The 13771-nt window shown below is 55.4% G+C and carries 8 protein-coding genes and 6 pseudogenes; 10 read left to right on the forward strand and 4 right to left on the reverse strand.

Annotated features, from left to right (window positions below; genetic code table 11):
• Positions 1-65 precede the first annotated feature (65 nt).
• From J5276_RS28115 to J5276_RS30860, 4 genes are all read left to right on the forward strand, one after another.
• Entirely contained in the window at positions 66-1508 is a 1443-nt protein-coding gene (locus tag J5276_RS28115) for a CoA-acylating methylmalonate-semialdehyde dehydrogenase (RefSeq protein ID WP_229002330.1), read from the forward strand.
• A 167-nt stretch (positions 1509-1675) separates the two neighbouring features.
• A complete protein-coding gene (locus tag J5276_RS28120) occupies positions 1676-3151 on the forward strand; it encodes an APC family permease (protein WP_209160063.1) in 1476 nt (491 codons plus the stop codon).
• Positions 3152-3344: 193 nt separating this feature from the next.
• Positions 3345-3494: a transposase zinc-binding domain-containing protein gene (locus J5276_RS30855; RefSeq protein ID WP_370647647.1), complete on the forward strand. Its 150-nt coding sequence runs from the start codon at positions 3345-3347 to the stop codon at positions 3492-3494.
• A gap of 48 nt (positions 3495-3542) precedes the next feature.
• Positions 3543-3593, forward strand: a complete 51-nt coding sequence (locus tag J5276_RS30860; protein WP_370647648.1) for a hypothetical protein — start codon at positions 3543-3545, stop codon at positions 3591-3593.
• Between the two features lie 197 nt (positions 3594-3790).
• Here J5276_RS30860 and J5276_RS28135 read toward each other — a convergent pair.
• A pseudogene (locus tag J5276_RS28135) lies at positions 3791-4091 on the reverse strand (ATP-binding protein); the annotation flags it as partial.
• A 137-nt stretch (positions 4092-4228) separates the two neighbouring features.
• On the opposite strand from J5276_RS28135, the pseudogene J5276_RS28140 reads away from it, so the two are divergent.
• Positions 4229-5443: pseudogene (locus tag J5276_RS28140) on the forward strand (IS701 family transposase); the annotation flags it as partial.
• Between the two features lie 194 nt (positions 5444-5637).
• Here J5276_RS28140 and J5276_RS28145 read toward each other — a convergent pair.
• Entirely contained in the window at positions 5638-6723 is a 1086-nt protein-coding gene (locus J5276_RS28145) for a PAS domain-containing protein (protein WP_209160066.1), read from the reverse strand.
• Positions 6701-7003, reverse strand: coding sequence for a hypothetical protein (locus tag J5276_RS28150; RefSeq protein WP_209160067.1), 303 nt, complete (start codon positions 7001-7003; stop codon positions 6701-6703). The genes J5276_RS28145 and J5276_RS28150 overlap by 23 nt, the downstream gene beginning before the upstream one ends.
• Before the next feature lie 951 nt (positions 7004-7954).
• Between J5276_RS28150 and J5276_RS28155 the strand changes: the two are divergent.
• The 5 genes and pseudogenes from J5276_RS28155 to J5276_RS28175 all read left to right on the forward strand — a co-directional run.
• Positions 7955-9551: pseudogene (locus tag J5276_RS28155) on the forward strand (methyl-accepting chemotaxis protein).
• 52 nt (positions 9552-9603) lie between these two features.
• Entirely contained in the window at positions 9604-9936 is a 333-nt protein-coding gene (locus J5276_RS28160) for a metalloregulator ArsR/SmtB family transcription factor (RefSeq protein ID WP_209160068.1), read from the forward strand.
• A 78-nt stretch (positions 9937-10014) separates the two neighbouring features.
• A complete protein-coding gene (locus J5276_RS28165; protein WP_209160069.1) occupies positions 10015-10314 on the forward strand; it encodes a hypothetical protein in 300 nt (99 codons plus the stop codon).
• A gap of 446 nt (positions 10315-10760) precedes the next feature.
• Positions 10761-10931, forward strand: a pseudogene (locus tag J5276_RS28170) (DNA polymerase Y family protein); the annotation flags it as partial.
• Positions 10928-13179, forward strand: a pseudogene (locus J5276_RS28175) (PHP domain-containing protein); the annotation flags it as partial. The pseudogenes J5276_RS28170 and J5276_RS28175, both read left to right, overlap by 4 nt.
• Here the strand turns inward: J5276_RS28175 and J5276_RS28180 are convergent.
• Positions 13157-13570 (reverse strand): annotated as a pseudogene (locus tag J5276_RS28180) (alcohol dehydrogenase catalytic domain-containing protein); the annotation flags it as partial. The pseudogenes J5276_RS28175 and J5276_RS28180 sit on opposite strands and share 23 nt — an antisense overlap.
• Positions 13571-13771 lie beyond the last annotated feature (201 nt).

Raw genomic sequence — 13771 nt, forward strand, 5'->3', positions numbered from 1 at the left:
CTCCTCTGAAGCGGTTCCCAGCTGGAGACCGCAGATCTAGGCCAAGGGGACGAAGATTGTTTGATGTGATTGAAGAGCTGTCTGTTTCGGGATCCATCGTCAACGGAGCAGAAGACCGGACCGGTGTGCTCATCGATGTCGTATGCCCGGCTACGGGGCGAGCACATTCGAAGCTCAGCTTGGCAGGCGAGCCAACTGTCATTGCGGCGGTTGATGCGGCCAGAAAAGCCTTCCCGGCATGGGCCGCAGTTGCACCTGCCCAACGAGCACGATATCTTCTGCGGTTCCTGGAAATCCTCAACCGCGACAAGCAGGACTTGGCGGAGATCGTTACCCGCGAGCACGGCAAGCCTATCGCTGACGCACTGGGCTCGATCCAGCGTGGGATTGAGGTCGTTGAATTCGCCATAGGAGCGCCTCATCTGCTCAAGGGAGAAAACGCGGACCATGTTGCAACGGGCATTTCTACCCGCTCAGCACGAAAGCCGCTTGGTGTTTGCCTTGGTATTACGCCTTACAATTATCCGGTAATGATCCCTTTATGGATGTTTCCAATTTCCCTTGTTTGCGGCAACACCTTCATTCTCAAGCCGTCGGAGTCGGTACCCGGAGCAGCCAACCGCTTGGCTGAGATGTTGCACGAAGCTGGCGTTCCCGATGGGGTGTTCAATGTCGTGCAAGGCAATAAGACGGCCGCGGAGGCGTTGATCAAACATCGTGACATCGCTGCCGTCTCTTTCGTTGGCTCGACCGCTGCCGCAAGAGACGTTTACCGACTCGCTACGCACGAAGGCAAACGTGCGCAAGCCCTTGGAGGCGCTAAGAACCACGCTATCATCATGCCCGACGCGGATATGAGCCTCGTCGTTGATGCCACATTGAACGGCGCGTTCAATTCTGCAGGGCAGCGCTGCATGGCGATCGCCGTGGCGGTCTGCGTTGGCGACGCGTATGATCGCTATGTGCCTCTGCTCCTGGATCGTGCAAAGGCGCTCCAGGTATCGGCTGGCACCGATCCAAAATGCTTCGTGCCACCAATCTCGAACGCTCGTCAGTTCGGCCACGTATTGCAGCATATCGCACGGGCTGTTGAAGAAGGAGGAAGGCTTAGTCTCGACGGGCGCCGTGACGAGACGTCTGGCTATCTTGTAGGTCCAACCATCGTTGAAGACGTCAATACGTCCATGTCGATCTACCGTGAGGAAGTCTTCGGTCCTGTTCTGGCAGTCATGAAGGTGGAAAGCCTTGATGCAGCGATTACGCTGGCCAACGATCACGAACTAGCTAATGGTGCCGTGCTTTTCACGGCCTCAGGCTCCGATGCCGCGAAATTTGAACGCAACATCCTCTGCGGCATGCCGGGCGTGAACGTGCCTGTTCCATCACCGGTTGCCTATTTTTCTTTTGGCGGCAACAAGAAATCGTTCAATGGAGATCTCGCCATGCATGGGCCGGATTCAATCAATTTCTACACCCGCCGTCAGGTTCTGACTACGCGCTGGCCCTAAGTTCGCAATTCATCGAGCAACGGTTCACGGATCACTCATGAGCGGTTGATGAAACGTTTTCCGGGCTCGGCGGTCACACTGGGCAAGAATTTCAAGGGGAGGAGAGCGACGCCAATTTCGACGGTCACGGGTCCGTATGCCCGCAACTCCAAAAAAAAGAGGGAACTATGCAACACGAACATGCTATCTTGGATGCTCATGCGCCGGTGGGCTCTGGCAGATATGAGAAAACGCTCAAACTGACGGGCAATCTTGGGCCAATCGGTATCGCAATGATGGTGGTCGCAACCGCTGCGCCTTTGACAGTGATGGCTGGTGTTAGCCCATTGATTATAGCCTTCGGCAATGGCGCCTCAGCACCTGTGGACGTAATTCTTGTCGGCTTTGTGATGCTTTTGTTTTCAGTGGGCTTCGTTGAGATGTCGAAGTCGATTTCTAATGCTGGCGCATTCTATTCTTATATCCTTAAGGGCATGGGCCGCGTCGTCGGTGTGGGCGCTGCCTCATTGGCGGTTGTGTCCTACACGCTTATGCTGATTGCACTTGAGGCCTACATTGGTTTTGTTGCTTCAGAAGCAGTGATAACCTTCACAGGTGTGAACCTCCCGTGGTGGCTCTATACGATTGGGGTAGTGGCTATTGTAGGCGTCCTGGGATATCGGAATATCGAAGTGAGCTCCAAGGTTCTTGGAATCGCTCTTCTGCTCGAGATTGGCGTGATCCTCATCGCCAATGTCGTGATCTTCATGTCTGCTGGTGTAGCTGGTTTGGACACATCAGGTTTCAACACCACTACCTTTGTGTCGGGTTCGCCTGGGCTCGGCATACTGTTTGTCGTATGGGGCTTTGTCGGCTTCGAATCGACAGTGGTGTACCGTGAAGAGGCCGCGGATCCAGATCGTTCGATCCCAATTGCGACCTATCTGGCCGTGACCTTCATCACGCTCCTCTATTTTGTATCCTTTTGGGCAATAGTGACGGCGATCGGTGGGGATAAGGTGGTTCAGGTCGCAACCTACAATGCGGGAACCATGTACCTGGACATCGTCAGGAGTTACTTGGGTGACTTAGCGGAGGAAATAGCTCAGGTCCTTCTGGTTACCAGCCTTTTTGCGGTAGTTTTGTCGATACACAATATCATTGCACGCTATAAATACGTATTGGGCAGTTGCGGCGTACTGTTCGCGCAGCTCAGCCGAGTGCATGAGGAGCACGCCTCGCCTTACGTCGCATCGGCGGTTCAGACGTTTATTTCGCTGAGCATTCTTCTGGGGGCGGCGGTGTACGGTGCAGATCCTGTCACCCAGATCTATACCTGGGGCGCGGCTACGGGCACGCTTGGCTATCTGGTCCTCGTTGCGTTGACGTGCCTTTCCGTCTACCTATTTTTTCGCAGTAATCCTTCAACGAGCGGACACTTGAGGACGCAGGTTGCTCCGATCGTTTCGTTGATCGGTCTCGTCGGCTTCGTTCTCCTGGCACTTACCAATCTAGGAGCTTTAACGGGCAGCGAAGGTTGGGATGTCGTCAATATTATTATCCTTGCGACCCTCGTTGTGTCCTTTCTTGTCGGAGCGCTCGGAGCAGCCTTTATGATGGCGAAGGCTCCGTCGCGGTTCAACTCGATCATCGGCGCTGCGTGAGCAAATCGGCAGGAACTTCAGGAAATACAGGTCCTGCCGAACTATCTCAGATATCTATGCGCCCAGCCTTCGTGATCGGTACGCTCGCTTTAGGCAATAGAACGCCGGTCATCTTGGTCGTCGCGAATGAGGTGTCGTGGGCGTAAACGAAGCTTGTCGGACACTTCGGCTAGGCGGCCATGTAATGCCTGCGATGACTGTGGCACGACGACGCATTTCCTATAATTCCTGCCGCAATCGCCACTGCACGAACTGCCAATGCATACCTCGCAGGAAATGGGTCGCGGCACGCATCTCCGCTCTCTTGCGCTACAAATGGTCGCCGCCAATTGCAAGCGGTTAGGTGCCGAGATCCGTATCATCACCGTGCTTCACACCTTGGGGCCAGGAGATGACCCACCATCCCCATGTCCATTGCGTTATACCAGGAGACGGCCTCTAGGAGAGCTTCCCTTCTCCAATGCGCTTGCACATCTTGCCGACCCGGTCGCGTTTACCTGCCACCACGCGCACGCTCGTCGCAGCGAATGGGTCGTTTACGCCGAGCCATCATGCGGTCTTCATACGAATACATGAACTATCTCCTGTTAGTCCAAGTTTTCGTCCGCACCTCCGAAGTGCCGAAGTAGAATTCCCCATTTATGCCGATGTCGACGACATGGAGAGTCGAGGGTTTTTCGGCGGCTTGCCGCGTGGCTTTTGAGGAGGGGCAAATGCTCGAGGCGCGCCAAGGGCTTTGGACCGTATACTGGCATGAGTTCAGCTTGTTGCTGCAGCCGATAGCTGGACCCTTCGACCTGCACAACGACGGCATGATGCAACAATCTGTCGAGCCGCGCCGCGGCGGCGACGGGATTTACGTCAGGATCATTGCGCCGTGTTCATAGCGCGCGTTGACGAGTTGGAAGAATAGATTGTCGCCGCCGTCAACGACCGGCACTCGATCACACGTTCAGATGGACAAAAACTTCTTGCATAACGGGCGGCAACCACAGAAGTGCTAGCACTACTTTGGCAGATTAACCGACGGTTAACGATGATCGGCCATCTTTGGCCCCTCAAAAAGGGGTGCGGTGGATGGTGGAGCAGAATATTGCACTGGCGGATTGGCTGAAGCCGTTCGTTGAGAAGCTTGGTCACAAAAAGCGGCGGCAGATGTGCCCGGTATATGTTTCAGGCCTGATCGGACCGGGTGATCGCAAGAGTTTCGAGCCGATGGCGGAACGCCTTGCGCCCGATCACTACGACCGTCTGCATCATTTCATCTCGGATGGGATTTGGGACGCCAGTCCGCTTGAGACTGAACTGGCTGTGCAGGCGGACAGAATAGTCGGAGCTTCAGACGCCTTTCTGGTGGTCGACGATACGGGTCTACCGAAGAAGGGTGATCATTCGGTCGGGGTCGCTCCACAATATGCTTCGATGCTGGGCAAACGCGCTAATTGCCAGACGTTGGTATCGCTGACGTTAGCACACGATGAGGTTCCCGTTCCGGTTGGTTTGCGACTGTTCTTGCCGGAAAGCTGGACCAGTAACCAGGATCGGATGGTGAAGGCTGGCGTCCCCGAGGAGATGCGTATATCCCGCACCAAGCCGACGATCGCGCTCGACGAGATCGACAGGCTGATCGCGGCGGGGGTGCGGTTTGGCACCGTGCTCGCCGATGCCGGCTATGGTTTATCGGCCGCGTTTCGCCAGGGGCTCAGTGCACGCGGCCTCACATGGGCTGTCGGTATTCCTAAACATCAAACGGTCTATCCCCATGATGTCGCCCTGATTTTTCCGGTTTCCGGTCATGGCAGACCGCGCAAGCACTCGATCCCCGACACCCTGTCGATGGCAGCCGAAACGATCCTGGAAGCATCCTCCTGGAAGAAGGTCAGTTGGCGTCGCGGCACGAAAGGTCGCCTGACAGCGCGCTTTGCTGCGCTCCGCATTCGGATCGCTGATGGTAGTCCGCAACGTATCCTCGACAAGGGACAGCAGCATATGCCGGGCGAAGAGGCGTGGCTGGTGGGCGAATGGCGCTCGAACGGCGAGCGCAAATACTATCTCTCCAATCTGCCGGCCGAAGCAACGTTAAAGCAGCTGGCAGCTGCCATCAAAGCCCGATGGGTCTGCGAGCAGGCGCATCAACAAATGAAAGAAGAACTCGGCCTCGATCACTTCGAAGGCCGATCATGGCAAGGTCTGCATCGACACGCGCTGATGACAATGATCGCCTATGCCTTCCTGCAACATCAGCGCCTACACCAGGCCAAGCGGGAAAAAAACCAAGAGGCACGGCCCGCCTGAACCGACACTGTAAGCCATCCGACGCGCGGTCATAAACACCCTCCTGGCAGCGTCAGCCCCAGAACGATGTCCGCACTGCAGAATCCGCTTCAGACCGCCAAAATGCATTCTGCCAAAGTAGTGCTAGTCGGCAAATTGAAACCCAGGCTCCCACAATGATCGAGATGACGTGGCGTGAGGCGCGGCGATTGTCATAGATTTTTTGCGAAACGGAGGATGATCTCGCCGTCTTCTCCTACTGTGAAGGAAATACCCTTTTTAGCGAAGGCCGTCCGGACACAAACCCGCACATGGTCACGAACGGAGCTCTCCTCTTCTCTTTCAAGCCGGCGGATGGAGGAAACTGAGACCTTGGCATGGAAGGCCAGATCATCGATAGTCCAGTCGAGGAGCGCACGAGCCGCCCGGACATGCGCGGCCTCCAAGCTGGAAATGCGTACATCGCTATTGTTATCCGCCCCAAGCTGGTCCGGCGCCATTCCGACAAGTGCTCCAATCCACTCCCTTACAGTTGCGTCCTGATTGAGCATGGGTGCGGCACGAGCAAGAAACATCAAATATGCGCCCTCTCTGCACCGGACCCTGAAGTCGACAGCATAGGGATCGCGGGCGCCCACACACGATAACCATTGCTCGCGCGCGCCTTCCCTATCATCGGGATGTAGCGCATCGAGCCATCCCCACCCGCCGGACTCTGCCGGCGTTTGGCTTGTGAGTTCCTGCCACCCCCTTGAGAATGTGATCTCACCACTCGCTAAAGCCTTGAATTCAATTGAGGCCACGGCCGCGACCAAGGTCTTATATCGGTGCCACCCTTCCTCAACCGATTTGCGAGCCGCGTGCTGAACAGTCACGTCAGTCATGAGGCCGACGGCCCGCGATGGCCGGCCTTCCGCACCGATGATCACCTCTGCCTTGTACTGAAGCCACCGCACGGTCCGGTCAGGCCGAACAATCCTGAACTCGTCGTTTATGGGCTGGCCCGCGCGCAGGATCGCGTCTATATCATGCTGGGCTGCTCGATCCTCAGGATGAATCATCATAATCAAATCGTCCCAGCAAAGAGGCGTCAGACGGTCCGATCCAAGCAGGCGATAGAGGCCAGCGGACAGCGTCATACGGTTGGTTGCAAAATCCAGCATCCAGAAACCTATCTGGCCTCGTTCTTCTACCAGTCTGAGGAAATGGGTTGATGAGACGCCCGAAAAAGGACGTGCGGAATGCTGACCCTCGTCAGCACTAGCTGCGCTGTACTCAGCGGTTGAGGAAAGACGCATCAGCCTTGCCACTCTCACCGAAGATTTTGATTGCCCGTTGGTCGGACCCGCCGCAAGCTAAGGAGGCGCAGAACGCATCGGAACCCGAAGTGTCGGTACCGTCTGCATCAACGCGCAACCGGAGGCCCACGCTGAAACTTCCGGCTTTCTTATAGGCAAGCGGCATGCTGGTTGCCTTGGCTATGAGGCTCTCCTCCATCATTGCGAATTCGGAAACTCCTAGCGTGACGCGCGGTGCGTTAGAAATCTTGCGCGAATTGACTTCGCAGGCGGATAGCATAGTGCGATCTCCGTGAAGATTCGGTTCATCAATAACATATGTCAAGCGACACAAATACGCTATTTAATTAATTAAATTGTGATATTAAGATTTTTTGCGGCATCCGATACAAATACATACACCATAATTTCGCAAAATTTACATTCAATTCGCTTTTATTAAACCACATATTACTTTCATTTTGAAAATTTCACTCTAACCGGATTCACTCAGGAGCGAGGCGATCCGTCCCTCTCCCGTCAACACGCACTGTGCAAACGACGCAAGGGACGCGCCCGCAGCCGACATAGTGTTGACATCAGGAAACCGCCCAGCGATGGATTCCTGTCTCTCCGTCACAAACCGCATGACGCTTGCCTCGCCACGGACCTTTCATCAAAGAATCCGTAAGACGGGTGCTCTCTTTTTCACTAGCAGTTCGATCCCAATCATGACCTATGTGAAGGACTGGGCGCTGATATCGATTTGACCCGAATGGAGGCTGGATCCCGTCGAAGCATGGAGCGATGCGAATGTCGAGCACCAGCTGCGCACTATAGGGCTACGAGGGAGCCTAGCGGTGAACAGAAGACATCATACACGTCGCGTGGCATGGACCGCGAAAAAATGGCTTCAAATAGGCCGAGCAGTAGGGATGTCCGGTCGCCGGATGCTTCTCTTCGACGGTCCTGCCAGGTGTCACGGTCAAGCTTGGCGATCTTTCAGTATCTGTCGATCGTTGCGCCGAGTATCGTAATGCACCTGTCGTCGTCCAATAATTATTCGCATTCACGCGAACTGTATAAATCACTAATCAATGAAATAAAAGCGAACTAAGTACAATTATTACGAAATTGGCGCATTTTTATTTCAGTTAAATATATTACAACGATTTATAATCATACTAATCTAAAGCCATAGGTGACATTTCAGCATCTAGACCTGTCGTATACTCTGCATTATCGTGGACAAATGGTGAATCGGACAATGATACTGGACTATAGAGCGAACCCTGGGAGAATCCTCGACGCCCTTGGCAAGTCACAGGCGAATATCGAATTTGACAAGGGGGGCAGGAGTCTGAGCGCCAACGAGAGTTTCTGCCGAAAGCTCGGATATCGACAAAACGAAGTTATCGGTCAGCACAATTGCTTAGTTGTCGATCCGAGCGAGGTTTGGGCTCGGGAATACGGTGAATTTTTGGCGCGCCTCAACAGCGGCAAGTTCGATCAGCGGCAGTACAAACGCAATGGCAACGGGGGAAAGAAAGTTTGGATCGAAGCGTCCTACAATCCTGTGATGCGCGGCGGAAAGCCTTACAAGGTCGTCAAATTCGCAACTGATACTATACAAATCAAAATAAAGGCGGCTGAAGATACTGGAAAGCTGGCGGCCCTATCGCGATCCCAGGCTGTTATTGAATTTACACCAGAGGGGGACATTCTGACTGCGAATGAGAATTTTCTCACTTCACTGGGGTACACCATAAGGGAGATCGAGGGGCGCCACCGCTCGATGTTCTGTGACGCCCGCTACACACGCACGGATGACTATCGCCGGTCCTCGGAGAGACTTTGCGGCGGTGAGTTCATAGCTGAGGAATTCTTGCGCATAGGGAAGGGCGGCGCGAAAGTCTATATTGAGGCGTCTTACAATCCAATCTTCGACACAAACGGACGAGTGTTCAAAGTTGCGAAGTTCGCAACCAATTTTATGACACGTGTCGAAAATGTCCATGCGCTTGCTGCGGGCCTGAATGCCTTGGCATCGAGGGATTCTACAGCCGGATTGCAAAAGAGCTTCATCACGTCGCTGGAGCAATTGCGGACCGACTTCAACGCCACACTCGAGAAACTTCGAGCCGCGCTCGGCACGGTTTCACAGAATGCTCGCACGATCTCTGCAAATTCGAACGAGGCTTATGACGATCTTGCCAAGCGCACCGAACAGCAGGCCGCATCGATTGAGGAGACGGCCGCAGCGCTGGAGGAGACTATGGCGACCGGAATTGATTCTAGCCAGCGCGCCGAGGAAGCAGGCAGCTTGGTCGGCCGCACGAAAAAGAATGCCCAGCAATCTGGAGAGGTCGTCCGCAATGCCTTCGCGGCGATGGGCGAGATCGAACGGTCGTCACGCGAAATTACCAATATCATTGGTATTATCGATGACATTGCGTTCCAGACCAATTTGATTGCTCTAAACGCCGGGCTCGAAGCTGCTCGAACGGGGGATGCCGGTAAGGGGTTTGCGCTCGTCGCGCAGCAATTGCGCGAACTCGCTCAGCGTTCAGCCAAGGCTGCGAAAGAGATCAATATAGCTGTCAATGCGATCCCAAGGCACGCAGCAGAACGCTGCCATGGTGGAGGAGACCAATGCTGCCGATCACAATCTGGCGGTAGAGGCCCACGCACTGTTCAGCTTGATCAGCAAATTCAAGATTAGCACGTTTGTTGAGGTACGACAGGAAGTGACGTCACAATCTCAGTCGACGCAGCCGACCAGCGCCGCAAACATTGTGCGCGGTCGGACAGCCTTGGCGCACAAGCAAGATTGTTGGGAAGACTTCTGAACCTTGTTGCTGGCAACCTTCATCGGGTGACGATTGCAGATCGGAGCATGAAATGGGGCGTGACGACGTTTTCAATTTTTCAGAGGATGCCGTCCTACTGAGCGCGATGGCGAACAAAAGACGTCTGCAGGTGCTCGTGCTGCTACAGGAAGCGGAGCGATCCGTCAACGAGCTCGCTACAGCAGTCGGCATCAGTCAATCGGCACTGTCACAGCATCTTGGCAAGCTACGTAAACACAATCTGGTTTCGACAAGGCGTGACGGGCAAACCATTTACTATCGTTCAAACGATGAACGCGTTCTGAGAATCTTGCACACTCTGGCAGCGCTTGGCATGGCAAGGGAGGAGTATGCCAAGAGCATCGGTCAGTTGGACGCCTATTAGAGACCGCCGCTTTACACAAACTTTCGCGACCGCAATCAATTTGCGTATAAGGACAATGTTCAGATGTGTCGAGTCCCCATGACCGTGTTGGCGAACGAGACACGATTTCAACGCCGCATGATTTTGCCAATCGCCTCGATCATTGCCGGACTTATCCTGACGATGGTCGTCACTGTGTTGTATCTTGCCGAGCATCAGACCCGCGACGCCATCCAGCACCAGATAGCCCTTGCGGCAGGCGCGCTGGCAGTTCAGCGTGAGAACTGGAACAGGTCACCGACGATTCTGCGCCTATTGGGACGACGCTTCTGTCCGTCTTGCTGTAGCTCCAGACGAAGCCTGGACCGACCAAAACATATCACTGCCCGTATTGAATAAATATGTGTTGATTATGGGATGGCCCGCCCTTCCGAGAAAATCGAGTATGATGTCTCGTCATTGAAGGAAGAGGAGCCAGATCATGACGATTTCGATACTTGGCATCGACATATGAAAGAACAGCTGTAGCGTTGTCGGAGTTAATGACAAAGGTGCGGTGATTGTCCGCCGAACGATGCGACGTCAGACGCTGATTGAGTTTGTCGGCAAGATGCCGACTTGCATCATTGTTTGCGAGAAGGAATACAGATGGCCTGACAGTCAATCGGCGTTCAGAAAGCCCAGGCGTGGAAATGGTTCTTGAAACAGTGTTGGTTATCGTGGCTCTGGACCTGCGGATATCCATCTTGGCTACGGCGTGACCGTAAGACCGAATACGTTGAAGCAGACTGAACAGGGAATCTAAAAAACGACTTGCAAACAGGGCGGGCCATACGTTCCACACGGAACGTATTTTTGGCGAGTGGTGGCAGCGCGACGCCGACATGGAGACCGTACGCAACTACTTTGTCATCGAGGATGAGGCAGGCGAGCGCCTCTGGGTTTTTCGCTCCGGCGACGGTGTTGATCCTGAGATCGGCTCGCATCGCTGGTTCTGCCATGGGATTTTCGCATGAGCTACGCCGAGCTCCAGGTCACGACACATTTTTCCTTCCTGCGCGGTGCATCCTCGGCACAGGAACTGTTCGAGACCGCAAAAGCTCTGGGTGTACAGGCGCTTGGCATCGTCGATCGCAACTCACTGGCCGGGATCGTCCGCGCGCTCGAAGCCTCCCGCGCGACGGGTGTCCGGCTGGTGGTCGGCTGCCTCCTCGATCTGGCTGATGGTATGTCGTTGCTCGTTTATCCGATGGATCGTCCTGCCTATTCGCGCCTGACCCGGCTGATCACGCTCGGCAAGTCGCGCGGCGGCAAGAACAACTGCATACTGCACTGGGACGACGTTGTGGCGTACTCGGAGGGCGTGATCGGTATTCTCGTGCCGGACCTTCCGGACGATACTTGCGCGGTGCAGCTGCGCAAGATGGCGGACGCTACCGGGCCAAGGGTGCAACACGCGATGTCGGCAAGGCGCTTGGCCTGCCTGAAGATGTCATCAAGGCGCTATCTTCAGGTATGTGGTCCTGGTCGGAGGAGGTGCCCGACAGGAACATCCGCGAGCTCAATCTCAATCCTGACGACCGGCGCTTAGCGCTCACCCTCAAACTCGCGCAGCAGTTGATGGGAGCGCCGCGTCATCTTGGCCAACATCCCGGCGGCTTTGTCCTCACCCACGATAGGCTTGATGACCTCGTGCCGATCGAACCGGCGACGATGAAAGACCGGCAGATCATCTAGTGGGACAAGGACGATGTCGAGGCTCTGAAGTTCATGAAGGTGGATGTGCTGGCGTTCGGCATGCTCACCTGCATGGCAAAAGCCTTCGATCTGATCCGCGAACACAAGGGCGAGGATCTTGATCTCTCGAAAATCGAGCAGGAAGATGCCGCGACATACGCCATGATCCGCAAGGCTGACACGCTCGGCACATTCCAGATCGAAAGCCGCGCGCAGATGGCGATGCTGCCGCGCCTGAAGCCACGCACCTTCTATGATCTCGTCGTGCAGGTGGCGATCGTCCGGCCCGGTCCGATCCAAGGTGATATGGTGCACCCCTATCTTCGTCGCCGTGAAGGCAAGGAGCCTGTTGAGTATCCGACGCCCGAGCTGGAGGCGGTGCTTGGTAAGACGCTGGGCGTGCCGCTGTTTCAGGAGAGCGCCATGCGCGTCGCTATGGTCTGTGCCGGTTTTACCGGCGGCGAGGCCGACCAACTGCGTAAATCCATGGCCACCTTCAAGTTCACGGGCGGCGTGTCACGCTTCAAGGACAAGCTCGTCTCTGGCATGGTGAAGAACGGTTACTCGCCGGAATTTGCTGAAAAGACTTTTTCCCAGCTTGAAGGTTTTGGCTCCTACGGCTTTCCGGAAAGCCACGCCGCCTCCTTTGCCCTGATCGCCTACGCCTCGAACTATATCAAGTGCCATTATCACGATGTCTTTTGCGCAGCGCTTTTGAACAGCCAGCCGATGGGCTTTTATGCTCCAGCCCAGATCGTCGGCGATGCGATCAAACACGGCGTTGAGGTGCGGCCGGTCTGCGTCAACCGCTCGCGCTGGGACTGCACGCTGGAAAGGATCGGAAGTACCGATCGTCATGCGGTCCGGCGTGGGTTTCGGCAGGTGAGAGGACTGGCCGTCGCAGACGCAGCGCGGATCGTGACGGCTCGAATGAACAGTCCTTTCGCGTCGGTGGACGACATATGGCGCCGGTCCCGCGTACCGACGGAAGCGCTGGTTCAGCTGGCGGAGGCCGATGCGTTCCTACCATCGCTCGAACTCGAACGACGCGATGCCCTCTGGGCCATCAAGGCGCTGCGCGACGAACCATTGCCCTTGTTTGCGGCCGCAGCCGAACGGGAGATGGCTGCGGTCGCCGAGCAGCAGGAGCCGGAGGTTGCCCTTCGGCAGATGACGGACGGGCACAACGTCATCGAGGATTACAGCCATACGGGCTTGACGCTACGGCAGCATCCGGTTGCGTTCCTGCGCAGGGACCTGTCGGCACGCAACATCATCCCCTGTGCCGAGGCGATGAATGCTCGGGATGGGCGATGGGTTTATACTGCAGGTCTGGTGTTGTTGCGGCAAAAGCCTGGATCGGCCAAGGGTGTTATGTTCATCACCATCGAGGACGAGACTGGACCGGCCAACATCGTCGTCTGGCCGTCACTGTTCGAGAAGCGTCGGCGGGTCGTTCTTGGTGCTTCGATGATGGCGATCAACGGCCGCATCCAGCGGGAACAAAGAATGCTTCCCATGCTGTCAGGGTCGTCAGTGGGAGAGCCGCTGCATCGGCCCAACCGAGACTGGACGGCTTGCGACCAACAATTCGTTCGTCGACCAGATGGAACTCGGCGTTCGCGCTTGGTCGAGTGATGGAACCGGCGTACCAGACTTCATCGCCGATGCTGAAGTTTTCGACGTCTTCGCCGACCGCAGTCACTGTGCCCGCTGCATCCCAACCTACGACTTTCCACTCTTCCCCATCTGCCGGAGCGGTGCTTTGTCGAACCTTGTAGTCTACTGGATTGACGGAAACTGCTTTCACCTCGACAAGGATATCTCGCCCCGACGGTGACGGCTTCGGGAGCTGGATGTCCACGAGTGCATTCGGCGAATTGACCGGAGAGGGTGTTTTGTAGCCGACGGCTTTCATCATGATCCTTTCAATAAAACAACATTTCGGATGAGAAGCGCTTGGGCGCCACTATTCGATTTCAACGCGCACCTGTCATGACATCGACTATTTTTTCTCCGAAGTATTGAGGTAATAACATCCATTATAGCCGTTCCTTCGGGTGGTGAACGAGTTGTACTCTTCGCTTTGCTTGAGATAACGAACCTGGCGTATATTCGC

Origin of the sequence: Agrobacterium sp. S7/73 (assembly GCF_019355535.1) — a bacterium.
In the GTDB taxonomy this organism is placed as follows: Bacteria; Pseudomonadota; Alphaproteobacteria; order Rhizobiales; family Rhizobiaceae; genus Agrobacterium; species Agrobacterium tumefaciens.

Bases quoted from the DNA above. Each gene is read 5' to 3' on its own strand.
- J5276_RS28120 (WP_209160063.1), top strand. From the start codon at position 1,676: ATGCAACACGAACATGCTATCTTGGATGCTCATGCGCCGGTGGGCTCT.
- J5276_RS30855 (WP_370647647.1), top strand. From the start codon at position 3,345: ATGACTGTGGCACGACGACGCATTTCCTATAATTCCTGCCGCAATCGC.
- J5276_RS28145 (WP_209160066.1), bottom strand. From the start codon at position 6,723: ATGCGTCTTTCCTCAACCGCTGAGTACAGCGCAGCTAGTGCTGACGAG.
- J5276_RS28150 (WP_209160067.1), bottom strand. From the start codon at position 7,003: ATGCTATCCGCCTGCGAAGTCAATTCGCGCAAGATTTCTAACGCACCG.
- J5276_RS28160 (WP_209160068.1), top strand. From the start codon at position 9,604: ATGGGGCGTGACGACGTTTTCAATTTTTCAGAGGATGCCGTCCTACTG.
- J5276_RS28165 (WP_209160069.1), top strand. From the start codon at position 10,015: ATGACCGTGTTGGCGAACGAGACACGATTTCAACGCCGCATGATTTTG.